Annotated in this window: 27 protein-coding genes; 12 read left to right on the forward strand and 15 right to left on the reverse strand. The window is 70.6% G+C overall.

Annotated elements, in window-relative coordinates; genetic code table 11:
- Positions 1 to 24: 24 nt before the first annotated feature.
- The 3 genes from ACOJSN_RS19275 to ACOJSN_RS19285 all read right to left on the reverse strand — a co-directional run bounded on the left by ACOJSN_RS19275 (position 25) and on the right by ACOJSN_RS19285 (position 2,485).
- Entirely contained in the window at positions 25 to 1,062 is a 1,038-nt protein-coding gene (locus ACOJSN_RS19275; protein WP_420114106.1) for a LacI family DNA-binding transcriptional regulator, read from the reverse strand.
- 119 nt (positions 1,063 to 1,181) lie between these two features.
- On the reverse strand, positions 1,182 to 2,069 hold the full coding sequence (locus ACOJSN_RS19280) for an acyl-CoA thioesterase (RefSeq protein WP_420114107.1): 888 nt from the start codon (positions 2,067 to 2,069) through the stop codon (positions 1,182 to 1,184).
- Complete coding sequence (locus ACOJSN_RS19285) at positions 2,066 to 2,485, reverse strand: globin (RefSeq protein WP_420114131.1); 420 nt, start codon at positions 2,483 to 2,485, stop codon at positions 2,066 to 2,068. The genes ACOJSN_RS19280 and ACOJSN_RS19285 overlap by 4 nt, the downstream gene beginning before the upstream one ends.
- Positions 2,486 to 2,664: 179 nt before the next feature.
- Here ACOJSN_RS19285 and ACOJSN_RS19290 point away from each other — a divergent pair, with 179 nt between their 5' ends.
- On the forward strand, positions 2,665 to 2,901 hold the full coding sequence (locus tag ACOJSN_RS19290) for a glucose PTS transporter subunit EIIB (RefSeq protein ID WP_420114132.1): 237 nt from the start codon (positions 2,665 to 2,667) through the stop codon (positions 2,899 to 2,901).
- A gap of 4 nt (positions 2,902 to 2,905) precedes the next feature.
- Here ACOJSN_RS19290 and ACOJSN_RS19295 read toward each other — a convergent pair whose 3' ends face one another.
- Positions 2,906 to 3,766: a mechanosensitive ion channel family protein gene (locus ACOJSN_RS19295; RefSeq protein WP_420114108.1), complete on the reverse strand. Its 861-nt coding sequence runs from the start codon at positions 3,764 to 3,766 to the stop codon at positions 2,906 to 2,908.
- 130 nt (positions 3,767 to 3,896) lie between these two features.
- Here ACOJSN_RS19295 and malQ point away from each other — a divergent pair, with 130 nt between their 5' ends.
- The 3 genes from malQ to ACOJSN_RS19310 all read left to right on the forward strand — a co-directional run bounded on the left by malQ (position 3,897) and on the right by ACOJSN_RS19310 (position 6,921).
- The gene (gene malQ / locus ACOJSN_RS19300) at positions 3,897 to 6,059 is read left to right on the forward strand and encodes a 4-alpha-glucanotransferase (protein WP_420114109.1); all 2,163 of its coding nucleotides are present in this window, start codon (positions 3,897 to 3,899) and stop codon (positions 6,057 to 6,059) included.
- Positions 6,052 to 6,531, forward strand: coding sequence for a PTS sugar transporter subunit IIA (locus tag ACOJSN_RS19305; protein WP_420114110.1), 480 nt, complete (start codon positions 6,052 to 6,054; stop codon positions 6,529 to 6,531). Before malQ ends, ACOJSN_RS19305 begins: the two co-directional genes overlap by 8 nt.
- Positions 6,532 to 6,600: 69 nt before the next feature.
- Entirely contained in the window at positions 6,601 to 6,921 is a 321-nt protein-coding gene (locus ACOJSN_RS19310) for a YciI family protein (protein WP_420114111.1), read from the forward strand.
- Between the two features lie 25 nt (positions 6,922 to 6,946).
- Here ACOJSN_RS19310 and ACOJSN_RS19315 read toward each other — a convergent pair whose 3' ends face one another.
- Both ACOJSN_RS19315 and ACOJSN_RS19320 read right to left on the reverse strand, forming a co-directional pair.
- Positions 6,947 to 7,150: a helix-turn-helix transcriptional regulator gene (locus tag ACOJSN_RS19315; RefSeq protein ID WP_420114112.1), complete on the reverse strand. Its 204-nt coding sequence runs from the start codon at positions 7,148 to 7,150 to the stop codon at positions 6,947 to 6,949.
- Complete coding sequence (locus ACOJSN_RS19320; RefSeq protein WP_420114113.1) at positions 7,143 to 7,601, reverse strand: hypothetical protein; 459 nt, start codon at positions 7,599 to 7,601, stop codon at positions 7,143 to 7,145. Before ACOJSN_RS19320 ends, ACOJSN_RS19315 begins: the two co-directional genes overlap by 8 nt.
- Positions 7,602 to 7,729: 128 nt before the next feature.
- Between ACOJSN_RS19320 and ACOJSN_RS19325 the strand changes: the two genes are divergently transcribed.
- Positions 7,730 to 8,338, forward strand: a complete 609-nt coding sequence (locus tag ACOJSN_RS19325) for a GNAT family N-acetyltransferase (RefSeq protein WP_420114114.1) — start codon at positions 7,730 to 7,732, stop codon at positions 8,336 to 8,338.
- On the opposite strand, the gene ACOJSN_RS19330 is transcribed toward ACOJSN_RS19325, so the two are convergent.
- The 3 genes from ACOJSN_RS19330 to ACOJSN_RS19340 form a co-directional block, all read right to left on the reverse strand.
- A complete protein-coding gene (locus ACOJSN_RS19330) occupies positions 8,311 to 8,817 on the reverse strand; it encodes a hypothetical protein (RefSeq protein WP_420114115.1) in 507 nt (168 codons plus the stop codon). The genes ACOJSN_RS19325 and ACOJSN_RS19330 overlap by 28 nt on opposite strands.
- Positions 8,818 to 8,924: 107 nt before the next feature.
- A complete protein-coding gene (gene pepN / locus ACOJSN_RS19335; protein ID WP_420114116.1) occupies positions 8,925 to 11,501 on the reverse strand; it encodes an aminopeptidase N in 2,577 nt (858 codons plus the stop codon).
- 64 nt (positions 11,502 to 11,565) lie between these two features.
- Positions 11,566 to 12,531: a DMT family transporter gene (locus tag ACOJSN_RS19340; protein WP_420114117.1), complete on the reverse strand. Its 966-nt coding sequence runs from the start codon at positions 12,529 to 12,531 to the stop codon at positions 11,566 to 11,568.
- 94 nt (positions 12,532 to 12,625) lie between these two features.
- Between ACOJSN_RS19340 and ACOJSN_RS19345 the strand changes: the two genes are divergently transcribed.
- The 5 genes from ACOJSN_RS19345 (at position 12,626) to ACOJSN_RS19365 (ending at position 16,727) form a co-directional block, all read left to right on the forward strand.
- Positions 12,626 to 14,020: a PLP-dependent aminotransferase family protein gene (locus ACOJSN_RS19345; protein WP_420114118.1), complete on the forward strand. Its 1,395-nt coding sequence runs from the start codon at positions 12,626 to 12,628 to the stop codon at positions 14,018 to 14,020.
- 85 nt (positions 14,021 to 14,105) lie between these two features.
- Positions 14,106 to 14,756: a disulfide bond formation protein DsbA gene (locus ACOJSN_RS19350; protein WP_420114119.1), complete on the forward strand. Its 651-nt coding sequence runs from the start codon at positions 14,106 to 14,108 to the stop codon at positions 14,754 to 14,756.
- A 72-nt stretch (positions 14,757 to 14,828) separates the two neighbouring features.
- Positions 14,829 to 15,401, forward strand: a complete 573-nt coding sequence (locus tag ACOJSN_RS19355) for a hypothetical protein (protein WP_420114120.1) — start codon at positions 14,829 to 14,831, stop codon at positions 15,399 to 15,401.
- A gap of 195 nt (positions 15,402 to 15,596) precedes the next feature.
- Positions 15,597 to 15,965: a rhodanese-like domain-containing protein gene (locus ACOJSN_RS19360; RefSeq protein WP_420114121.1), complete on the forward strand. Its 369-nt coding sequence runs from the start codon at positions 15,597 to 15,599 to the stop codon at positions 15,963 to 15,965.
- Positions 15,966 to 15,974: 9 nt separating this feature from the next.
- Positions 15,975 to 16,727, forward strand: coding sequence for an SDR family NAD(P)-dependent oxidoreductase (locus ACOJSN_RS19365; protein ID WP_420114122.1), 753 nt, complete (start codon positions 15,975 to 15,977; stop codon positions 16,725 to 16,727).
- 96 nt (positions 16,728 to 16,823) lie between these two features.
- Here ACOJSN_RS19365 and ACOJSN_RS19370 read toward each other — a convergent pair whose 3' ends face one another.
- A complete protein-coding gene (locus ACOJSN_RS19370; RefSeq protein WP_420114123.1) occupies positions 16,824 to 18,809 on the reverse strand; it encodes a S9 family peptidase in 1,986 nt (661 codons plus the stop codon).
- 35 nt (positions 18,810 to 18,844) lie between these two features.
- Here ACOJSN_RS19370 and ACOJSN_RS19375 point away from each other — a divergent pair, with 35 nt between their 5' ends.
- Positions 18,845 to 19,297 (forward strand): ribose-5-phosphate isomerase, encoded by a 453-nt coding sequence (locus ACOJSN_RS19375; protein WP_420114124.1) that lies wholly within the window; start codon positions 18,845 to 18,847, stop codon positions 19,295 to 19,297.
- 88 nt (positions 19,298 to 19,385) lie between these two features.
- Here ACOJSN_RS19375 and ACOJSN_RS19380 read toward each other — a convergent pair whose 3' ends face one another.
- Positions 19,386 to 20,114, reverse strand: a complete 729-nt coding sequence (locus tag ACOJSN_RS19380) for a hypothetical protein (RefSeq protein WP_420114125.1) — start codon at positions 20,112 to 20,114, stop codon at positions 19,386 to 19,388.
- 19 nt (positions 20,115 to 20,133) lie between these two features.
- On the opposite strand from ACOJSN_RS19380, the gene ACOJSN_RS19385 reads away from it, so the two are divergent.
- Positions 20,134 to 20,463 carry an MGMT family protein gene (locus ACOJSN_RS19385; protein ID WP_420114126.1) on the forward strand — a complete coding sequence of 110 codons (330 nt, stop codon included), beginning with the start codon at positions 20,134 to 20,136 and terminating at the stop codon, positions 20,461 to 20,463.
- Here ACOJSN_RS19385 and cysE read toward each other — a convergent pair.
- The 4 genes from cysE to ACOJSN_RS19405 form a co-directional block, all read right to left on the reverse strand.
- A complete protein-coding gene (gene cysE / locus ACOJSN_RS19390; RefSeq protein ID WP_420114127.1) occupies positions 20,454 to 21,041 on the reverse strand; it encodes a serine O-acetyltransferase in 588 nt (195 codons plus the stop codon). The genes ACOJSN_RS19385 and cysE overlap by 10 nt on opposite strands.
- A gap of 9 nt (positions 21,042 to 21,050) precedes the next feature.
- Complete coding sequence (cysK, locus tag ACOJSN_RS19395; protein ID WP_420114128.1) at positions 21,051 to 21,989, reverse strand: cysteine synthase A; 939 nt, start codon at positions 21,987 to 21,989, stop codon at positions 21,051 to 21,053.
- An 84-nt stretch (positions 21,990 to 22,073) separates the two neighbouring features.
- Positions 22,074 to 23,048: a DUF1648 domain-containing protein gene (locus tag ACOJSN_RS19400; protein WP_420114129.1), complete on the reverse strand. Its 975-nt coding sequence runs from the start codon at positions 23,046 to 23,048 to the stop codon at positions 22,074 to 22,076.
- Positions 23,045 to 23,398, reverse strand: a complete 354-nt coding sequence (locus tag ACOJSN_RS19405) for a GntR family transcriptional regulator (protein WP_420114130.1) — start codon at positions 23,396 to 23,398, stop codon at positions 23,045 to 23,047. Before ACOJSN_RS19405 ends, ACOJSN_RS19400 begins: the two co-directional genes overlap by 4 nt.
- Positions 23,399 to 23,496: the final 98 nt, after the last annotated feature.

The following is a 23,496-nucleotide window of genomic DNA, read 5'->3' on the forward strand; positions in this document are numbered from 1 at the left end:
CCACCAGCCGTGTTCGTTGCGTGCTCATGGCTTCTCCTGTTCGTTGGAGGCATCGCTCGCGCATCCGCACGAGCGTCGGTAGATGACAGAGGTCGTCAAGCGCTCGGGCGCTGGCGTCGCAGCGACCTGTTCGGTCCGGGCGGCCGCGATCAGCTCGCGCAGTCGCCGGGCAGCCGTGGCTCCGAGCTCGGTGACCGGCTGTCGTACAGTCGTGAGCGAGGGGCGGACGAAGCGGGCCGCCATCACGTCGTCCCAGCCGACCACGGCGACATCCTCGGGTACGCGGCAGCCACGCGCTGCCAGTGTGACCATGGCTCCGAGCGCCAGCTCATCGTTCGCGCACACGAGGCCGTCGACGTCGAGCTCGCCCGCAAGCATCCGCTCGGCCACGGCGACCCCGTCGGCCTCGCTCGGACCTACCCGGACCGGCTCGGGAGCCTGCGGGCCCAAGGCGTCGCAGAAGCCGCGGTAGCGGCCCTCGATGTCCTCACCGAGTGCGGGATCGCCGACGAACGCGAGTCGAGTACGGCCGTGAGCAATCAGATGTCGCGTCAGCTCGCACGCGCTCTCGACGCTCTGGGTGCCGATGACCTCCAGCCCTTGTGCGGCGCCGCCCGTCAGCCCCAGCACGGGGACCTGGTCCCGTATCGCTGCAAGAGCGTGGCGAGGTAGCGCGGACGCTCCCATCACGACGATCCCATCCACGCTGCCGGCGAGCCGGAGCAGCTTGGAGGCGATGTGATCGAGCTCGCCGCCGGCCAGTGCGATCACTACCGAGTCCCCGCCGGTCGCCGCCTCGCGCTCGTAGCCCATCAGCAGGTCGGAGTAGTAGGGCCCGACGAGCTCGGGCAGCACCAGTCCGTGTGCCCGGTGGGAATCGGCAGCGAGCGAGCGGGCACCGCCGTGCGGGACGTATCCCAGGCTGTCGATCGCATCGAGGACCCGACGCCGGGTCGGTTCGGACACCCGGTGCGGGGCGGCCAGCGCGCGGGACACGGTGGCCACGGAAACGCGGGCGTGCTCGGCCACCGTGTACACAGTGGGGCGAGTGGACCGGGCCATGCGATCCTCCGTCGGACGTCGGCGTCTCTCGGTCAGAAGTGCTGATGTATGCGCTTACATTCGACCGTAGCCCAGATCCTGGATCTCGGCAAGGGGGAGCGGCTCAGCGCCCGAGGGCCTTAGGGCTGCGGGACCCTGACCATGCCCTCCTGCGCGATGGTGGCCACGAGACGCCCGTCCCGGGCGAAGACCCGGGCGAGGCCGAGACCTCGCCCGCCCTGCGCCGTCGGGGAGTCCTGGACGTAGAGCAGCCAGTCGCTCAGATCCACGTCGCGGTGCCACCACATCGCGTGGTCCAGCGAGGCGATGCTGGTGCCCTTGCTGCGCCAGAACGCACCGTGGGCGCGCAGCACTGGCTCCAGCATCACCTGGTCGCACGCGAACGCCAGCAACGCGCGGTGCTCGGGCTGGCCACCCGGGATCGGTGCGCGTGCGCGCATCCACAGCGCCTGCGTGGACTCGCGTTCGGGCGCGGGCGCCACGAACAGCGACGCTCCGGTGTGCCGGATGTCGAACGCGGCGTTGCGGTAGAAGAACGCCGCCGCTGGGTGGTCGATCTGCTCGAACAGGGCCACCGAGCTCGGCAGGTCCTCAGGTGCGGGCACCTCGGGCATCGGCTCGGTGTGCTCGATGCCCTCCTGGATCTCCTGGAAGGAGGCGATCATCGACAGGATCGGCTTGCCCTCCTGCAGCGCGTGGGTGCGGCGGGCGCTGAAGGATCCGCCGTCACGGAGTCGCTCCACCGCGAACGTGATCGGGGCCTCGAGGTCGCCCGGCCGCAGGAAGTAGCCGTGCAGCGAGTGGATCAGCCGCCGCGCGAGATCACCCTCGAGCGTGCGCTGGGCCGCGATGATGGCCTGCGCCAACACCTGTCCGCCGTAGACGCGGCCGTGCAGCTGCGGCAGCGACCGGCCCTCGAACGTGTCCGCGCCGGTCTCGGTAAGGTCGAGCACCTCGAGCACCGCCTCGAGCGGCCGGGGGGAGTCGGCCGAGGCGCGCTCACTCATGCCGGGTCCTCGGCCAGATTGAGCATCGCGTGCGCGGCTCGCTCCAGGTAGTCCCACAGGGTGGCCTCGTGCAACGGCGTCAGGTTCGCCTCCTTGACGGCGACCCTCATGTGCTGCAACCACCGATCCCGGGCGCTGGGACCGATCGGGAACGGGTGGTGCCGCATCCGCAGCCGCGGATGTCCGCGCTGCTCGGAGTACGTGGTCGGGCCGCCCCAGTACTGCTCGAGGAACATCCGCAGCCGGTCCTCCGCGGGGCCGAGATCCTCCTCGGGGTACATCGGCCGCAACAGCTCGTCGGTGGCGACGAGCTCGTAGAAGCGGTGCACGATCGCGCGGAACGTCGGCTCACCGCCCACAGCGTCGTAGAACGAGCCGGGATGGCTCGGCGCGGCGGATCGTGAACGGAGCGGGATCCCGGGCTCGGGAGCGGATGCAGTCACCTCGCCAGGGTAGGAGGTCGATCGGGGACAACGTGAGCGGATCGTGAAGGGTTGCGCAGACAGCGAAACTCGCAGGTGCGCGCGGGGGTGCGCCGCGTATGCTGAGACGACGTCCCGACATGCGGGCGAGCATCGACCACGAAGGAGCGGGTGTGGGCAAGGCCGAGGAGATCCTGTCGGCGTTGGGCGGCAACGAGAACGTCGTCGATCTGGAGCCCTGCATCACGCGCCTGCGCGTGGAGGTCTCCGACCCCGCACTCGTCGACGAAGAGACGCTGCGCAGCCACGGCGTGTTCGGCGTGGTGCGCTCGGGCCGCGTGGTGCAGGTCGTGGTCGGCCCCGAGGCCGATGACCTGGCCGCCGCGATGGAGCAGCTCCGCCAGGGCTGAGCCCTCAGACGAGCTCGATCCCGTGCTCGGCGAACGCCGTGGTGAGCCGGCGCCGCATCGCGCTCGCCACACGCCATTGCTGACCCGGTCGTGTACGCACCGACCAGCGCAGCGTGATGCCCGCACCTGAGATCTCCTCGACGCGGACCTCGGGATCGTCGAGGATCGCGTCGCGGTAGGGCTCCTCGCTGCGGAGCAGCTCGGTCACCGACAGCATCACGTCGCGGGCAGCGGTGATCTCGGTCCGGGGCTGCACCTGCACCTGCGCCACGGCGTGCGACCACCCCTGCGACTCGTTCGCCACCCGCATGATCTCGCCGTTGCGGATGTGCCAGACCCGGCCGTCGTCGTCGCGGATGGTGGTGATCCGCAGTGCGACACGTTCCACGGTACCGGCAGCCATCACCGTCCCGGTGGCGCCAAGCTCGACCCAGTCGCCCACACCGTACTGGTCCTCGACGAGCATGAACACACCGCTGATGACGTCCCGCACCAGCGACTGGGCGCCGAACGCCAGCGCCACCCCCACCACACCGGCCGAGGCCAGCAGCGGCGCCACCTGGACCCCGACCTCGCTGAGGATCATCAGCACCGCCACCGAGCCGACGACGATGGCGATCGTCGAGTTGAGCACCGACTGGAAGGTCTGCAGTCGCTGACCCACCCGATTCGGGTCTCCGAGCACGATCTTGGCGTTCTCCCCGGCGCCGAACTGCTTCGTGGGGATGCGCGACAATCGGCGAATCACACGGGACACCACGAACCGCAGCAGCAACGTGACGGCGACCGCCACCAGCGCGATGATGGCGATGCGGAGTGGGAGCGCGAAGGCCTGCGCTACGGGGGCGTCGGCATCGATGGGCACGGAGCCAGCGTAATGAGGTTCCCGATCGACAATCTGCCGGGCACGGCGTCCACGCAACCTGTTCCGCCTCTGGCAAGATCGAACCGCTCCCCGGTGGGCGGGGCGCAACGACCTGGGAGTCCCCGCAGCCGTGACCGACACACCCGAGCAGGCCACCGGCCAGTCCGAGCCGGTGAGCGACGACCTGCGCGCCCTGGCACGCGCCCACGGGGTCGCTACCGAGTACTGGGACATCGACGGAACTCAGCAACATGTCCCCGCGAGCACCATCCGTGCGGTGCTCGCCGCGCTCGAGGTCCCGGCCGAGACAGCCGAGGAGATCGAACAGAGTCTCACCGACGCAGATCTCGCCCCGTGGCGTCGCATGCTGCCTCCGAGCGTGATCGTCACCGAGGGGGTCGTCGCCAAGATTCCGGTGCACGTCACCGACGGGTCCGACGTCACTGCCGTCATTGAGCTCGAGGAGGGCGGCGAGGTTGCGCTCGAGCAGATCGACGAGTGGACACCCGCCCACGCGGTCGACGGGCGTCGGGTCGGGCGCGCCACCTTCGAGATCCCGCGCACGCTGCCGCTCGGGTGGCACACGCTGCGCGCGAGCGGAGCCGACGGCGAGGCCAGCGCACCCCTGGCGGTCACCCCGGCCCGGCTCGAGCTTCCCGCGCTACGCGCCGAGCTGGGGGAGCGCGCCTGGGGCCTGATGACGCAGCTGTACTCGGTCCGCTCACAGCGCTCGTGGGGCCTCGGTGACTTCGCCGATCTGGCGGAGCTGACCACCACGGGCGGCGAGCTCGGTGCCGACTTCCTGCTGGTCAACCCGCTGCACGCCGCCGAGCCGACAACGCCGATCACGCCGTCGCCGTACCTGCCGGCGACCCGTCGGTTCGTCAACCCGCTCTACATCCGCCCCGAGGACATCCCCGAGATCGGGTACCTGCCCACGAGCCAGCGCACCCTGGTCGAGTGGGCGTTCGACGGCGTGTCCCCGGCCAACGAGGATCCGTCACCGATCGATCGGGACGCCGTCTGGGACGCCAAGCGTCCGGCGCTCGAGACCATCTTCGCGGCGGGCCGTTCGCGCTCGCGGCAGCGTGAGCTCGACGCGTTCCGACGCGAGCAGGGCGAGGGCCTGGAGGACTTCGCCCTGTGGTGCGCGGTGCACGAGCGTTACGACGAGCGTGACTGGCCGCTCACGGTCGAGAACGCGACGCCGGGCACGCTGGCCGCGCTGCGCCGCGAGCTCGCCGAACGGATCGACTTCCACGTGTGGCTGCAGTGGGTGGCCGATGCCCAGCTCGCCCGCGCCCAGCGCGCTGCCCGTGAGAACGGGATGCGGCTCGGGATCATGCATGATCTCGCCGTCGGAGTGCACCCGGAGGGTGCCGACGCGTGGTCGTTGCGTGACGTGCTCGCCCGCAACATCTCCGTGGGTGCGCCGCCTGACTTCTACAACCAGCAGGGCCAGGACTGGAGCCAGCCGCCGCTGCGTCCGGACGCGCTCGCGGAGTCCGGCTACGCGCCCGTGCGCGACATGGTGCGTACCGTGCTGCGGCACGCGGGTGCGTTGCGGGTGGACCACATCATCGGCTTCTTCCGGCTCTGGTGGATCCCCAACGGTGCGAGCCCGTCGCAGGGCACCTACGTGCGCTACGACCACGACGCGATGATCGGAGTGCTCGCGCTCGAGGCGCACCGCGCCGGGGCCGTGGTGATCGGCGAGGACCTCGGCACCGTGGAGCCGTGGGTGCGTGAGTACCTCGATCGCCGCGGTGTGCTCGGTACCTCGGTGCTCTGGTTCGAGCACACCGAGGATGGTCAGCCGCGCCCGCCCGAGGACTACCGGCGCCTCGTGCTCGCCACCGTGACCACGCACGACCTGCCGCCCACCGCCGGGTACCTCGCAGAGGAGCACGTCGACCTGCGGAACCGCCTCGGCCTGCTGACCGAACCGGTGGCGCAGGTGCGGCTCGAGGCGCGGATCCAACGGGAACGGATGCTCGCCGCGGTCGCCTCGCGCGGTCTGCTCTCGGACGACCCGACCGAACGCCAGACCGTCGAGGCGCTGCACGCCTACATCGCTCAGACGCCCTCGGCCCTTCTGGGCGTCTCGCTGGCCGATGCGGTGGGGGAGCGGCGCACCCAGAACCAGCCGGGCACCGACACCGAGTACCCCAACTGGAAGATCCCGCTTGCCGATGGCGGCGAACGCTGCGTGCTCGTCGAGGAGCTCGCCGACAACGCCCGCCTCCGGTCGCTGGTGGGTGCCGTGACCAGGGAACTGCGTGCGCATGTCTGAGAAGAACGTCGACGTCCTCGCCCCGAGCAGCGGTCGCGTCATCGGTCTGGAAGAGGTGCCGGACCCGGTCTTCGCGGCCGCGATGGTCGGCCCTGGGTCCGCGATCTCGCCCGACCTCGGCGTCGCTCCCGTGGTCGAGGCAGTGGCTCCGGTCAGCGGCGTGGTCGCGGCGATGCACCCCCATGCGTTCGTCATCGCAGGCCCGGGCGAGGGTGAGCGTGGCGTGCTGGTCCACCTCGGCATCGACACCGTGCAGCTCAAGGGTGCCGGCTTCGAGCTCCTCGCTGAGCAGGGCGACGAGGTCAGTGCCGGTCAGCCGCTCGTGCGCTGGTCACCCGACGACGTCGTAGCCCGTGGCATGAGCGCGATCGTCGCCGTGATCGCGCTCGCGGCCGATCCCGACCATCTTGCCGTCACCGACGCCGAGCGGGTCGAGGCCGGGAACCTGCTGCTCACCTGGATCCACACCTGAGACGACGTCGATCTCCCTGTCCGTCGCGCGTCATGGTCATGACAACGATCCCCACGACAGGAGCGCACGATGGCTGAGTTCGCCGTCTTCATGTACCACCCGAACGCGAGCGGCGAGGGCGAGGAGGCCGACCTCGCGGAGCACGACGTCTACGCCCGCGAGATGACCGACGCCGGCGAGATGACCTTCGGCTGTTCCCTCGCCGGGGCGGATCAGACTCGCTCACTGCGTCCCGACGGCGTCACGGACGGCCCGTACCTGGAGGCCGCTGAGTCCGTGGTCGGGTTCTACGTCGTCGAGGCCGACGGTGTCGAGGAGGCGCTGGCGATCGCGCGCCGGAACCCGATCCTGCACCAGGGCGGCGGCGTCGAGATTCGTCCGATCGGCTGAGCGGCGAAGCTGACCGCACCAGCGCTCACGCGGGCTCGTCGGGTCCGTCGAAGACCTCTTCGATCGTGCTCGTGAAGACACGGGCGATCCGGAAGGCCAGGGGGAGCGACGGGTCGTACCGCCCCCGCTCGATCGAGATGACCGTCTGCCGTGACACGCCGAGGTGCTTCGCGAGCTCGGCCTGCGTGAGTCCGTGCTCAGCGCGCAGCTGCGCGATCGAGTTACGCATCGGCGTCACCCACCGTGCGGCGCTGGAGAACGGTGTATCGGACGCCGAAGTCCACGAGGATCAGTATCGCCACCGCCAGCGACACGAGCCACGCCTGTGGCTGCAGCCGGTCGCCTCCGATCGCGAGCACGCCGGTCGCGAGGCCGGCTGCCGCGAACACGTCGGTCAGCGTCCGGGAGGCGGCGCGCTCGAACCATCGGGTCTCCACGTTGTCCTCCGCGTAGGGGTCCGGGTCGGTCGTGTGCTGGGAGACGAACAGCACCCACCCGAGGCTGAGGGTGACAGGCAGGGTGGCAGCCAGCATGACGCCGGCGGCCAGCAGTCGGTGATCGTCACGGGTGAATGCGACAGCGGCCGCGCTCGCCGCGCTCGCGGCGAGGCCGAGCAGCACCATCAGCACGTACGAGGACAGCGGTGCCCGAGGCTGGGTTCGGGTGGGGTTCTCGGACATGTGGTTCTCCTGAATTTCCGGGCGAGGGGTGTGAAGCACCCTTGACATCCAGAAGACAAGCGTGCTTGACGTCGATTGTCAAGCACGCTTCACATGGCGGTGCGCGACCCGGACTACCATCAGCGATCATGACCAGCACCCTCGACGACCTCAGCTGGCCACGGCGAACCGAGCGGCTCCTGATCAGGCGAGCCGCGCCGTCGGACGTCGACACGATCTGGCGCTACCGGCGCCTGGAGCCGGTCGCGCGGTACATGACCTCGCTACCGGGTGACCTTGACGACTTCCGTGCGAGCTTCGCTGAGCCCGACCGACTGGTGCCCACCCTCGTCGTCGAACGCGCGGGCGCGATCATCGGCGACCTCAAGCTCGATCTCCAGGATGCGTGGGCGCAGTCCGAGGTCGTCGAGCAGGCGCGGGGGACGCAAGCCGAGCTGGGCTGGGTCTTCGACCCGGATCACCACGGCCACGGCTACGCCACCGAGGCGGTACGGGAACTGCTCAGGCTCTGCTTCGAGGACCTCGGGATCCGACGGGTCGAGGCACTCTGCTTCGCCGCGAACGCACCCTCGCGGGCACTGATGGAGCGGCTCGGGATGCGGCTCGAGACGCACGCGGTCGCCGAGTCTCTGCACCGCTCGGGCGAGTGGATGGATGGACTCGGCTACGCGATGCTCGCGTCCGAGTGGACACCCGGTGCCGCTGACGGTCACACCAGCTCGGCGCCGAAGGCGTAGAACGTGCCGCCGTCGGCGCTGACCCACCACCGACCGCACAGGTGCGTGGTCTGGTCCTGCTGACCCGATGGCCACCAGTCCGCGGTCAGCGTGGGTGATGTGCTCCATCGGTCGACAGGGAACTCGGCGGTACGAAGGTCGGTCGCGTAGGCCTGCTCGAGCTCGTCGGTAGTCGGGGAGCCAGGGGTCGCGATCGCCAGGCAGTCCTCGGGAACGTCGCCGGAGTACTCGAAGGTCAGCAGCCGCTCGCTTCCGGTGGTGCGCTGCATGACGCGGACATCGCGGGCGTCATCGGGGACCCACGCGGCGAGAAGCTGTGACTCCTTGCCCTCGGCGCCGGTGTCGACGGCGTGCTCCTTGGCGTCGCTCTCGTCGAGGCCATCCGCGATCTCGCCGGCGACGCCGCACCCCGCCACCGTGGCAGCGAGAGCGGTCGCGAGCGCAACGGCGGACAGACGGACTCTGTGGTGTGTGTGCATGTGAACGACGCTATGAAGCGCGCAGCGTCGCTGGCGTCCGCTCTCGGCGGCATCTTCCCCGGGCGGCGCCATCCTCCGGGAGGACGCCGCCCTCCGACCCTGGTCGGCTACGCCCCCGCCGCCCGATCCGCCCGCTGCGCGTCGAGCGCACGGCGGGCGGAGTCGCGGCTCTCGACCACGAGGCGGCGCAACGCCGGCACCCGATCGCCCAGCGCCTCGAGGAAGGCGTCGGTGCGTGCGAGCACGTCCACCCCGTAGGCGTTGTCGATGTCAGCGAGCTGGCTCGGGTAGAGACCGCTGACGATGTTCTGCGCGATCTCGTTGGTGCGGTGGTCCCACACCTTCTCGATCGCATCGAAGTAGGGCTCGACGAACGGCACCAGCAGCTCGCGGTCGGCCGAGCGGCCGAAGCCCCCGATCACCGCCGCCTGCACCGCGTTGGGCAGCTTGTCGTCCTCCACCACGTCGCGCCACGCAGCCGCCTTGGCGTCCGCGTTCGGCAGCGCCGCGCGGGCGCTGGCTGCAGCGCGCTGACCGGCCGCCGTGCCATCGCTGGCCAGCTCGGTAGCGATGTCGTCCTCGGACGCGGCACCGGCGGAGGCGAGCCCGGCGAGCAGGTCCCAGCGCAGATCGGTGTCCACCACGAGACCGGGCACGTCCTCGGCGCCGTCGAGCAGCGCCCGAAGCCTCGCCGTCTGCTCCTCGGTCTCGGCGCGGCCGGCGAACGCCTTGACGAACTGGAGCTGGCTGTCGGAGCCGGCCTCGGCCGCGACCGCGAGCTCCCACAGCCGGTCGGCCACGCGCGTGGACAACTCGTCCCGAACCCGGGGGTCGACGTAGTGGTCGACCGTGCTGGCGAGCTGGCGCAGCAGCACCATCACCACGGTGGAATCGGTCTCGCTCGCGATGTTGCCCAGGACCAGGTCCACGAACAAGCGACCCGGCGTCTCGCCGTCGCGAGTCATGTCCCACGCGCCCGCCAGCACCAGGGTGCGGGGGAGCGAATCGGTGAAGCCCGAGAGGTGCTGGGTGGCCGCGGTCAGGGACTCGTGGTCCAGGCGCACCTTGGCGTACGCGAGGTCGTCGTCGTTGACGAGCACGATGTCGGGCCGATCCAGGCCCACGAGCTGCGGCACGGGGGTGGCGGCGCCGTCGATGTCGAGCTCGATGTGCTGGGTGCGCGTCAGGGTGCCGTCAGGCTGCACGTCGTAACCGCCCACCGCGAGACGGTGCGGCCGCAGCGAGGACATCTCCTGCGGGGTCTCCTGGCGGATCGTGAAGCTCGAGATCCGGCCCTGGCTGTCGGTCTCGATCTCCGGGCGCAGCAGCGTGACGCCGGCCTCCTCGAGCCACACCTTCGACCACGCCGACAGGTCGCGCCCACTCGTGGCCTCCAGCTCGACCAGCAGGTCACGCAGCTCGGTGTTGCCGTACGCGTGCTTCTTGAAGTACTGCTGCACACCGGCAAGGAACGCATCTTGCCCCACCCACGCGACCAGCTGCTTGAGCACCGAGGCACCCTTGGCGTAGGTGATGCCGTCGAAGTTGACCTCCACGGCCTCGAGATCGACCATGTCGGCCACGATCGGGTGCGTCGAGGGGAGTTGGTCCTGCCGGTAGGCCCAGGACTTCTCCAGCGAGGAGAACGTGGTCCACGCCTGGGTCCACCGGGTGGCCTCGGCGGTCGCGAGGGTGGAGGCGTACTCGGCGAAGGACTCGTTCAGCCACAGATCGTCCCACCAGCGCATCGTTACCAGGTCGCCGAACCACATGTGCGCGAGCTCGTGCAGGATCGTGACCACCCGGCGCTCCACGGTCGCCTCGGTGGGCTTGGACCGGAACACGTAGTTCTCCACGAACGTGACGCAGCCGGCGTTCTCCATCGCACCCGCGTTGAACTCCGGCACGAACAGCTGGTCGTACTTGGCGTACGGGTACGGCATGTCGAACGCCTTCTCGTAGAAGGCGAAACCGGCCGTGGTGATGTCCACGATGTTCTGGGTGTCGAGGTGCTCGGCGAGCGAGGCTCGGCAGAACACTCCGAGCGGGATCTCACGGCCATCGCTGCTCGTGAGCGTGCTGGTCTCTCGGTGGTAGGGGCCGGCCACGATGGCGGTCACGTAGCAGGGGAGCACGGGCGTGGGCTCGAACGACCAGACAGCGGTGCCCTCACCCGCGTGGGTCGGCTCCGGGGCGGGGGAGTTGGAGATCACCTGCCAGTGGTCCGGCGCCGTGACCGTGAACGTGAAGGTGGCCTTCAGGTCAGGCTGCTCGAACACCGCGAAGACCCGGCGGGTGTCGGCGACCTCGAACTGCGAGTACAGGTACACCTCGTCGTCCACGGGGTCCACGAACCGATGCAGACCCTCGCCGGTGTTCATGTAGGCGCCGTCGGCCACCACACGGAGCTCGTTCTCCTCCGCGAGGTTCTCGAGCTGGATCCGCGAGTCGCCGAACACCTCGGCGGGATCGAGCGAGACGCCGTTGAGCACCACCTCGTGCACCACGGAGGCGATCAGGTCGATGAACGTCGACGCCCCGGTCGTCGCGGAGAACCTCACCACTGTGGTCGAGCCGAACACGTCCGCTCCCCGGGTCAGGTCGAGCTCGACGTCGTAGCTGTGGGTGCGGACGACGGCGGCGCGTTCGGCCGCCTCGGCGCGGGTGAGGTTCTCTCCGGGCACGGGTGGGCTCCTTGATCAGACGTCAGGTGTGCCTGCGATCCTGCCACGTGGACACCTGCTCGCCTCACGGTGATGACCGGCGGAGGTGCCCGCTGGCTCGAGCCTGCGCTGTTCGCCGGGCTCGGGGCCACAACCCGATCCAGAGGCCGCCCGAGACCAGGGCAAGCCCCCACCAGGTCGCCGGTGCGGGCAGGCTGCCGACGAGCGCCGCGGACGCGAGTGCCGCGCTGACGGGTGCGACGCCCGTGAGCAGCCCGGCACGCGCCGAGCCGAGCCGCTGCACCGCGCTGTACCAGAGCACGAACGCCACCGCCGTCACCGCGATGGCGAGGTACGCAGTCGCGAGGTGTTGCGGCGCAGTCAGCCGCAGCACCGCCGTCGGCCCCTCGAATCCCACGCCGATGAGCGCGAAGGCGGCCGCGGCGATCGCGGTGGTCCAGATGGAGACGCCGACCGGGCCGTGGCGGCGGAGGACCGGCACCGCAAGCAGCGTGAACCCCGCTTCGCAGGCGAGCACCAGCAGTGCCCAGCCCAGTCCCCCGGCATCGCTTCGCCCGACTCCGTGCACGATGGCGGCGCCGGCGGTCACGATGCCCGCCGCGGTGAGCATGCGGATCGATGGCCGGCTGCCCTCCAGCAGTGGGCCGAGGATCCCCAGCACGATCGGGACGCTGGCGATGGCGACTGCGAGCACTGCGGGCTCGGCGTGCTTGGAGCCCTCGACGAGCGCGACGTTGAAGAGCACCAACCCGGTCGCGGCGACTCCGACGAGCCACGCCCACTCGGTCCCGGTAGGTCGGTGAACGCGGACGCCACGCAGCCGTGCCCAGCCAGCGATGAGGAGGCAGGCGAGCAGGTAGCGCGCGGCCTGCGCGGTGTGCATGGGAGCGTCGACCAGGAGTGCGCTCACGGCGACGCTGCCGCCGACGAAGACCATCCCGAGCGCGCCCTGTGCCGACGCGACCATCGACCCACGCTCGTGCGAGCCGGGACCTGCTCGCTCACTCGTGAACTGCACCCGCTGGACCATGCCACCAGCGTGTGGCCGAACTTGGACTGATGACAGGTCCAATCTGTGTCTAGTATTCAGGTCCAAAGCGCCGATACGTCGCTGGGAGAGCGGGATGGTGGGATCGGACTTTCTGGCGCTGGACATCGGCGCCGCGCCCGCACGCGGACGCGCTGCCTGGCTGGCCACCAAGATCCGCGCCGCGATCGACGACGGGCGGCTACGCGCCGGCGACCGGTTGCCCGCCACCCGTGTGCTCGCCGCCGATCTCGGAGTCTCACGCGGCGTGGTCGTTGCCGCGTACGAGCGTCTGGCCGGGCAGGGTCTCGTCCTGGGCCGCACCGGCGGCGGCACCGCCGTCACCACGACCGGTGCCGCGCTCGCTTCCGGTCGCGCTGACCGGGTACTGCTTCGCCGGCCCGCAGCCTCGACGGACCTCGACCTCTCGCCCGGGGTCCCGGACCTGTCGGCGTTCCCGCGCTCGGCGTGGCTGCGTGCCGAGAAGGCCGTGCTCGCGCAGGCACGCGCGACCGACCTCGGATACGGAGACGTGCGCGGTCACGTCGCTCTCCGCACCGCTCTGTCCCGCTGGCTCGCCCGTACTCGCGGTGTGCGCGTGGAGCCCGACGGCGTCGTGGTCGTCGCCGGCGTTGCGCAAGCACTGGCGTTGCTCTGGCGTGTGCTGGGTGCGCGGGGCGTGACCGAGGCGGCGGTCGAGGACCCAGGTTCGAGAGGCGCCCGTGAACAGCTGGAGAGCTGGGGCATCCACGCCGTCGGGGTACCGGTCGACGCCGATGGCGCGCGGATCGAACGGATCCCCGACGGTGTCACGACGGTGATGCTCACACCGGCACACCAGTTCCCCGTCGGTGTCGTCCTGGCTCCGGAGCGCCGGCGAGCGCTGCTGGATCGTCTGGTCGCGACCGGCGGGCTGCTCGTGGAGGATGACTACGACGCTGAGCACCGCTACGACCGTCCGCCGGTCGTCGCATTGCAGGGAGCGGCGCCCGACCATGTGGCACACACCGGCAGCACGTCGAAGACGCTGGCCCCGGGGATGCGGCTGGGCTGGCTGGTGCCACCGCCCCGGCTGCTCGACGAGCTCGTCCAAGCTCGGCATGACGCCGACCTCGGGAGCCCAGCGCTGCCGCAGCTCGTGCTGGCGCGCCTGCTGGACAGCGGCGACTACGACACCCACCTGCGGCGCGTGCGCCGGCGGCAGCGGCTGCGGCGCGATGCCGTGGTCGAGTCGGTGCGGCGCCACCTACCCAGAGCCGAGGTGACCGGGGTGGCGGCGGGCCTCCACGTGCTCGTCCTGCTGCCGCACGAGGTCGACGACGTCACCGTGGCACAGAGGGCAGCCTCAAGCGGAGTCATCGTCCATCCGCTCTCGCGGCACCGCCTCCGCCACGACCCCCAGCATCGCCCGGGCCTTGTGCTCGGGTACGCCGCCCACCCACCCGACCGGCTCGACGCCGCCATTCGAGCGATCGGTGAGGCGATCCGCTGATCGAGACGGTGCCCCCGAGCGGGAACAACGATCGCCTGGGGTGGTTGGATCTGTCGAGGCACCCGACCTGATCGAGAGGACCACCATGAGCTCCGAGGTAACCACACCCACCACCACCGCCGTCGCCGACTTCTGGTTCGACCCCACCTGCCCGTGGGCGTGGATGACCTCCCGCTGGATCAGCGAGGTCGAGAAGGTCCGTGACGTCACCGTGCGGTGGCACGTGATGAGCCTGTCCGTGCTCAACGAGGGCCGCGACGAGCTCTCCGAGGAGTACAAGAAGGGGCTCGCCGAGGGCTGGGGCCCGGTGCGTGTGATCATCGCCGCGCAGCAGCGGCACGGCGAGGAGTACGTCAAGCAGCTCTACGATGCGGTCGGTACGCGGATCCACCCGCAGGGCCGCCGCAAGGAGGAGGGCCTGAAGCCGCTCGTCGTCGAGGCACTCGCCGAGGTGGGGTTGCCTGCGGACCTGATCGAGGTCTGGGACAACACCCCCGGCGACGACGTCGATGTCGCCCTGCGCGCCTCGCACAGCGAAGGCATCACCCAGGTCGGTGAGGACGTGGGCACCCCGATCGTCGCGTTCAACGGCACCGCGTTCTTCGGCCCCGTGATCACTCCCGCGCCCAAGGGTGAAGAGGCCGGCAAGCTCTGGGACGGCGCCGTGCTCGTCGCGGGCTACCCGGGTTTCTACGAGATCAAGCGCACGCGCACGCAGGGCCCGATCTTCGACTGACGAACCCTGATCGTCGCTGGCTCGCCGGTTCGCGTACCTTAGGGGTGCTCGAACGAGGAGAGGCTGACCCCGATGCCCGCTGCCCGCCGCCTGGGACCCCTGGCGATCACGCTCATCGTGATCGACGTGGTCCTCATCGGCGTGCTGATCTTCCTGTTCGTCACGGCCCCGGACCGACCGGACGACAGGCCGGACGACGGCTCCACCAGTGCGACCGCGGGCGAGCCCACCGAGGAGCCGACGTCGCCGACCTCGACGCAGGCCGTCACCGCCCCGGATGACGCTCTCGATCTGGCCGAGTTCCAGACCCCAAGCGGCAACATCTGGTGCACGATCACCGATGCCGCTGCGACCTGCCAGATCGACCAGATCGAGTATCAACCCCCTCAGATCGACGGCTGCGCCGACAACGATCTCGCGGGCAAGGTCATCCAGGTCACGACCGAAGGCGCCGAGTACCCCTGCCCCGAGGGTGACATCGGCGGCGCAGCACCGGGCGACCGGACCGTGCTCGAGTACACCCCTGAGCAGACCACCGCGGTCGGTGACTTCATGTGCACCTCGACCACCAACGGCGTGCGGTGCGTCAACCTCAGTACCGGCGCCAGCTTCACGATCACCAGGAACGGCCCGAGCCTCGGCTGAGTCTCACCATCCGGAACGTCCCGGCGGCGACGTCGCCACCGGGAGCGAACCTGGTCGAATGGTCCCGTGACCACCGAGATCGCCCGCACCCGCACCCGCGCCGCCGGCGCCGGTCGTGGCATGCGTCTCTGCGAGATGTGTACCTGCTCCTGACCCAGCAGCCCACACATCTCGACGCAGACCTCGGAGCACCACATGGCCGTCACCACCGGCACCACCTGGGACATCGTCCTCAGCAACGCCCCCGTCAGCACCACCCCGCGCGCAGCGGTCTCGCCACGCGCCGCCTACCAGGCCGCCCTGTACGGGCGCGCCGTCCTCGTGGACCTGCGCACCGCCCGCCGTCGCGACCGCGATGGTGACCTCCCTCCGGAGGTCGCGACCGTCGTCGTCGACCGGCTCGAACTCGGTGTCTGGTTGCGTGAGTCGCTCGCCTCCCGGGTGTTCCTCGTGGACGACGACGGCGCCCGGGCCGGTCGGTTGGCCCGCGGCGGCGATCCTCGGGTCACCTCGGTCGAGGGCGGCTTCACCGGCTGGCTTGCGGCGGGGCTCCCGGCCGCGTAGACACGGCGCATGACCCGACGCATCGTCATCACCGGCGGCGGCACCGGCTTCGGTCGTGCCGCCGCGTTCCGGCTGCTGCCCGAGAGCCCTTCGTTCGCCCTGGTGGGACGCCGGCTGAGCGTGCTGGAGCAGACCGCCGCGGACCTCCGGGCCGCCAACCCCGAGGTCGACGTCACCGTGCACACCGCTGACCTCAGCGATCCGGTAGCCGTGGGTAATGCCGCCGCGGAGATCAGCAGCGGACCCACCGTGGACGTGCTGTTCCTCAACGCCGGCGGCAACTTCGGAGTGGGCGGCCGTGACGATCTGGCCGGCGTCGCCGAGTCCTGGCGCGCCGACTTCGAGGGCAACGTGCTCACCACCGTGCTGCTCGCCCACGCGCTGCGCTCCCACCTGACCTCACCGGGCGCCCGCGTGGTCGCGATGAGCTCGGTCGCCGCGATTCGCGGCTCCGGCGCCTACGGCGCCGCCAAGGCCGCCGTGAACGCCTGGATGTGGTCGGAGGCCAGTGCGCTCGCGACGTCGGGGATCACGGTCAACGCCGTCGCCCCCGGGTTCGTGCCTGACACCGACTTCTGGCGCGAACGTGTCGCCGCCGACCCGAAGGTGGCGCAGTCGCGCGTGGCGCAGATCCCGATGGGTCGGCCAGGCACACCCGAGGAAGTGGCCGAGGCTGTGGCCTATCTCGCCTCGCCCGAGGCGGGGTGGACCACCGGGCAGATCCTGCAGGTCAACGGGGGGACGACGCTCGGGCGAGGCTGAGGGCAGGCCACCCTGCGGGCCGAACAGGTGGTTCTGCACGCTATGGGGCTGGTTTCCGGGCAGAACCTCCTGCTCGGCGGGAGGGGAGCGTGGTCGCTAGGCGCGAACCACTGGCTCGTGGCCCGTGAGCGCCTCCGGGAGGCCCTGGACGCCGTCGGCGCCGGTGGGCACGGCGGTGCTGGAACCTGACAGGTCGCCGTCGATGGGCTCGGCGCGGCCGCCGAGGTGGGCGGCGAGGAAGTTCTCCGCGATCGCGTTGAACGCCTTGCTGTTCTCCGGGCGGTGGAAACCGTGACCCTCGTCCGGGAACAGCACGTACGTGACCGGGATGCCGTTGTGGGTCATCGCCTCGACGATCTGATCGCTCTCGGCCTGCTTGACGCGCGGGTCGTTGGCGCCCTGACCGATCAGCAGGGGGCGCACGATCTGCTCGGCTCTGGTGAGCGGTGACCGCTCGGTCAGCAGGGCCCGGCCCTCCTCGGTCCGCGGGTCGCCCACGCGGCGCGCGAGCTGCTCGAACATCGGCTTCCAGTAGGGCGGGATCGTCTCGAGCAGCGTGTGCAGGTTCGACGGACCCACGATGTCGACCCCGCACGCGAAGACCTCCGGCGTGAAGGCCAGCCCGGCGAGCGTGGCGTAGCCGCCGTAGCTGCCGCCCATCACCGCGACCCGGTCCGGGGTGGTGACGCCGTGTGCCACGGCCCAGTCGACGGTGTCCAGCAGGTCGTCGTGCATCGTGGCGCCCCACTGCTGGTCTCCCGCGTTGGTGAACGCCTTCCCGAACCCGGTGGAGCCGCGGAAGTTCGTCTGCAGCACCGCGTAACCGCGGTTGGCGAGCCACTGCGCCCAGGAGTCGTAGCCGAAGGTGTCGCGCGCCCACGGGCCACCGTGAACGAACAGCACCATCGGCACCGCGGTGCTCGCGCGACCATCCACATCGAGCGTCACACCGGCCGGCAGCGTCAGGTAGCTGGGGAGTGTCAGCCCGTCCCGGGCCGGGATCTCCACGCCGGTCATCGTGACCAGCGGGGCGCCGTCCAGCGCGGGGCGGCCGCTGAACAGGTACTCGATCTCGCCGGAGGCACGGTGATACAGGTGATAGGCGAGCGGGGTGTCGGGAGCCGAGTAGGCGATCACCCAGGTGGTGTCGTCGAGCGTGCGGGTGTTGACCGCGGCATCGCCGGGACCGAGAGTGCGGAGCCGCTCCAGGTCGGTGGACACCGTCTCGTCGATGACCGCCCACTCCGGCTCCAGGTAGGTGACGCCCACCGCCTGCACCACGCCGGACCTCGGGTGCACGAGCAGCCGACCCTGCACATCCGCGCGCGGGTCGGCGTGCACCACGGAGCGCTCGTTGCTCGCGACATCGAGGGCGACCAGCGCCGCCGTCTCGCGGTCGCGCGAGTCGAGCATGTACAGCACAGAACCATCCGCGGTGAGGGCGAGCGGCGCCGTCGAGAGCGCGTCCTCGAAGCCGATCTCCTCCGCGACCTTCCAGCCCTCGGGGGTGCGTGCGAGCAGGTCCATGCCGGCGTCCGGGCGCTGGCGCAGGGCGTAGCGCACCTCGTAGCGGTCGTCGGCGAGGTAGCCGAGAAAGCCCTCGGTGTTCTGCTCCACGAGGGTGCGCTCACCGGTGGCGAGATCCACGCGGTACAGGTCGTGCAGCTCGGGGTCGCGGTCGTTCATGCCGATGAGGACCTCGTCGGGAACGAGGTGGCTGACGCCGGCGATGTCGGCGGTGGTGCTCTCGAACGGGGTGAGGTCGAGCGGGTCGCCACCGGTGACGTCCACCCGGAAGGCGTGGAAGTCCTCGTCGCCGCCGCTGTCGCGCAGGTAGAGGAGCACATCGGGGCGGTAGCTCCAGAAGTAGGCGCGGATGCCCCGCGCGGTGTCACGCGTGACCGGGCGGGCCGACGCCAGGTCATCTGCGGGTGCGACCCACACGTTCAGCACGCCGTCGACCGGCGCCAGCCACGACAGGTGCCGCCCGTCGGGGCTGATCTGGACCGACGCACGTTCGGGGTTGCCGAACAGGGCGTCGCGGGGGATGAGGGCGGTCTGGGGCGCATCGGTGGACGTCACCACAGCAGTATCGCTGGTGCGGCATGATGACGCTCATGCGTCTGCACATCGCCGCCGATCACGCGGGCTTCGAGCTGAAGACCGCACTCACCGAGCACCTGCGCGCCTCCGGGCACGAGGTCATCGACCACGGGGCTCACGAGCTCGACCCGCTCGACGACTACCCCTCGTTCTGCTTCGCCGCCGCCGAGGCGGTCGTGGCCGAGCCGGGCAGCCTCGGCATCGTCATCGGCGGTAGCGGGAACGGCGAGCAGATCGCTGCCAACAAGGTCCGCGGGGTGCGCTGCGCGCTCGCGTGGAACCCCACCACGGCGCAGCTCGGCCGCCAGCACAACGACGCCAACGTGGTCGGCATCGGCGCCCGACAGCACAGCCAGGCGGAGGCGTTCGCGATCGTGGATGCGTTCGTGGCCGAGCCGTTCTCCGGCGACGAGCGGCACCAGCGCCGCATCGACGAGGTCGGCGCCTACGAGACCGCGCGCGGCTGAGCCGCCTGCGCGCCCGCACCGCCCCGGGCGCCGAGATCGTCGATCGGCGCCGAACTCGTAGATCCAGAACGACGATCTCGGCGCGGAACTACGATCTCGGGGCTGGGGTGTCGGTGTTGCCTGCGGCGCGTGCCTGCAGCCGCCGGCTCAGCATCGCCAGGGCCGCGTTGAGCGGCACCAGCACGCCGGTGGCGATCGGCATGATCGCCGTGAGCGCCACACACAGGCCGAAGACGACGGCGGTCGCCACCAGCCACGCCGCCTCCACGTAGGGGCTGGGTCGCCCGCCCGTGCGAACCACGGCGGAGCGCGCCGCCTCGCCGGCGCGCGTGTGGGCCTTGAGGGTGTCGCGCAGTCGGCCGGACCGCACACTGGTCACGAGCAGGCTCGGCACCAACCACCCCAGCGCCGCTGTGAGGCCGCGAAGCCCGATCGGTCCGGGGACCAGCCATGCGACCAGCAACGCCAAGATCGGCGAGACCGCAGCCGTGGCGATCGCGCCACCGATGACACCGGTCGTCGCGGTGGCGCTTCGGCGCATCACGAGGAAGACGACCAGGCCGATCCCGGTCGCCACCAGCCAGGCTGCCGCGCCGTGGAAACCGGCCGTGGGTGCCCCCCACGTGCGCCAGGTCAGCAGACTCACGACCGCGAGCGCGGCCACACCCACGCCGCACACCGCCAGCGTGGACCGCAACAAGTCGCGCCGATACGCCTCCACGAGCGGTTGCTCGTCCACGTGCTGGTGCGGCACCGAGTCGTCGCAGTGCTCGCAGACGTAGGGCTCAGTCGCTGCGTTCTCGTCGGCCGTGCTCACGACAAGCGATCATAGGTGGGTGCTGCCACCACCCGACGACTACGCCGAGCTCGTCCTCGACGTGGTCGCCACCGTGCCCGAGGGCCGCGTCACCAGCTACGGGGCGGTCGCCGCCGCCGTGCGCGAGGTGACCGGGCGGGGGAGTGCGCGCGTGGTCGGGCGGGTGATGGCCCACTACGGCAGCGAGGTGTGCTGGTGGCGGGTGGTGACTGCCTCCGGGGCCCTTGCCGAGCGGGTCGCTGCCGAGCAGCGCGCCCGACTGCGCGCCGAGGACGTGCCGTTCGTCGGCGACCCGCCACGCGTCGACATGAAGCGGGCCGCCTGGCAGCCCCGTCCGCCTCAGATGTAGATCGCGGGGTCGGTAAGGTCCTCGCGAACCGCAGGCGCGACCTTCTTGGGCTTGCCGGGCACCCCTACCACCACGGCGCCCGCCTCGACGTCCTTGACGACGACGGCGTTGGCACCCACTTGCACGTCGTCACCGATCGTGATCGGGCCGAGCACCTTCGCACCGGCACCGATGACGACCCGGTCACCGATCGTGGGGTGGCGTTTGCCGTGGCTCATCGAGCGACCGCCGAGCGTCGAGGTGTGGAACATCAGCACGTCGTCGCCGATCTCGGCGGTCTCGCCGATGACCACGCCCATGCCGTGGTCGATGAAGAAGCGCCTGCCCAGCCGGGCACCGGGGTGGATCTCCACCCCGGTGACCAGCCGGACGAACTGCGACAGCAGTCGCGCCGGGAAGCGCAGCAGTGGCGACGTGACCCACAACCGGTGCGCGACACGGTGGGCCCAGAGCGCGTGCACACCCGGGTACAACAGCGCGACCTCCACGAAGGTACGAGCGGCGGGGTCACGCCGTCGTGCCGTCTCCAGGTCCTCCCGGACGAGACCGAGCAGGGGAAGGTGATGGGTCGCGCTCACTGGTGCTGCTCAGGCCTCGGCGAGATCCGCGAAGAGGATCGTCGACAGGTAGCGCTCACCGAAGCTCGGGACCACGACGACGATCGTCTTGCCGGCGTTCTCCGGGCGCTGCGCGACCTGAGTCGCGGCGTGGATCGCGGCACCGGAGGAGATGCCCACGAGCAGGCCCTCCTCGGCGGCGGCGCGGCGGGCGACCTTGACGGCGGTCTCGGCGTTGACGTCGATGACCTCGTCGTACACCGAGGTGTCGAGGATCTCCGGCACGAAGTTCGCGCCGATGCCCTGGATCTTGTGGGGGCCGGGCTGGCCGCCGTTGAGGATCGGGGACTCCTCGGGCTCGACGGCGATGATCTTCACCTCGGGCTTCTTGGCCTTGAGCACCTGGCCCACGCCCGTGATGGTGCCGCCGGTGCCGATGCCGGCGACCACGATGTCGACGGCCCCGTCGGTGTCGTTCCAGATCTCCTCGGCCGTGGTCTTGCGGTGGATCTCCGGGTTCGCCTCGTTCGCGAACTGGCGGGCGAGGATCGAGCCGGGGCGTTCGGCGGCGATCTCGTCGGCGCGGTTGACGGCGCCCTTCATGCCCTCGGACCCCGGCGTCAGCACCAGCTCGGCGCCGAACGCGCGCAGCAGCATCTTGCGCTCGTTGGACATCGTCTCCGGCATCGTCAGCACCACGTTGTAGCCGCGGGCCGCACCGACGAACGCCAGCGCGATGCCGGTGTTGCCTGAGGTGGCCTCCACGATGGTGCCGCCGGGCTGCAGCTGGCCAGAGGCCTCGGCCGCGTCGATGATCGCCACACCGATGCGGTCCTTGACCGAGTTGGCAGGGTTGTAGAACTCGAGCTTCGCGAGGACGGTCGCGCCTGCGCCGTCGGTGACCTTGTTGAGGCGGACCAGCGGGGTGTTGCCGATCAGCTGGGTCGCGTCGTCATAGATGCGTGCCATGGGGTTCCTTACGAAAGGCGTGAGTGGCGTACGGGGTCACGATCCCATGACGCACTCGTGCCGAGTGTGTGGATCGGGGCCGTCTCACTCTGCAGGACTGCTGCGTCTCGTCCTGTCGGCGAGCGTATTGAGCAGGGCGGCGGCCTGTGCCGCGCGGTCGACGGTGACCACCACGCGGCGGTCTCCCGTGCGCTCCACCTCGAAGGCCTCGCCGCGCCGGGAGACGAAGCCGAGCGCTCCGTTGTAGCCCACCCGCATGCCCCAGCCGCCGAACTCCTTGATCGGATTGACCTCGGTGACGTCGGCGCGCACGATCTCGTCGGCAGGCACGTGGTAACGCGGCCGGCCGAGGACGCTCCGCAGCGTCAGGCCGGATCGGTCCACCTGGACCCGCCATCCTGTCGCTACGAGGAACACGGCACCGATGAGGGCAGGGAAGACGAGCAGCCACCACTCGCCGGTCAGCACACCCATCGCGATCGCCATGGCCAGCAGCAGCCCGATCACACCGACAGGGAAGCCGACCGGGATGGACGGCAGCGGAGCCGACCACACGGCAGAGGTGCCCTCCGGGAGCGGAAGGCGAGCTGCGTCGTCGGGCACTGCCTCGGTCGAGGGAGAGGGCGCATCGCGCCCGGCGAGCCAGGTCGCGAGGACGCCGATCGCGACGGCGGCCAGGATCGGCACGACGATGGCGGCGCCGGGGGAGGAGATCGCGTAGGCGTCGGGGGCGTCGAGCTGGATGGCGGTGGTGCCGACGCCGATCCCGGCCATCATGGCCGCCATGCCGGCGGACATCCCGACCATGCCACGGCGTGCGGCGCCCCTGACGACCAGCGCGAGCACGATCGCAGGGAGGCAGAGCGATGCGCTCAGGATCGCGAACGGCAGCAGGTGGCTCGAGAAGGACCCGACGCGGTCCACCCCGTCGACGCCCCAGTGGAGGGCCATCGGGTCGGGCAGGCGTTCGCGCCACGAGAGCATGAGCGCGAAGCTGGCGGTCACCATGACGACGGGCAGTAGTGCGCCCAGCAGGGCTGCGCGGGTTCGGATGGTCATTGGTCCTCCTCGGTGAGCATGGCGGCCAGGGTCGCGGGTTGGACGCCGAGGCGCTGGGCCTCGGCGCGCACGGCCGCGACCTGCTCGCGCAGGCGGTCGTAGTCGCGGGCGGCGGCGGGACTCACGGTCGCGCCGCGGCCACGGTGCAGATCGACGATGCCCTCGTCGCGCAGGTCGCGGTAGGCGTGCAGGACCGTGTTGACGTTGAGGTCCAGTGCCTCGGCGAGATCACGAGCGGCGGGGAGCCGTTCCCCCGGCGCGACCTCGCCCCTGACGACAGCGAGGCGCACCGCGGCCGCGACCTGCTCGAAGAGCGGTCGGGGCTGCGAGGGGTCGATGGTGATGAGCACGATCCCAGGCTACTTGTAATAGTCCAACTAGCACAAGTCCTACTCCCCGAGCATGCGTCCCGTTGCCATGAGATGGATGCCCTGAGCCACACCGAAGA

This window comes from Pseudactinotalea sp. (genome assembly GCF_048594945.1).
Lineage (GTDB): Bacteria > Actinomycetota > Actinomycetes > Actinomycetales > Beutenbergiaceae > Pseudactinotalea.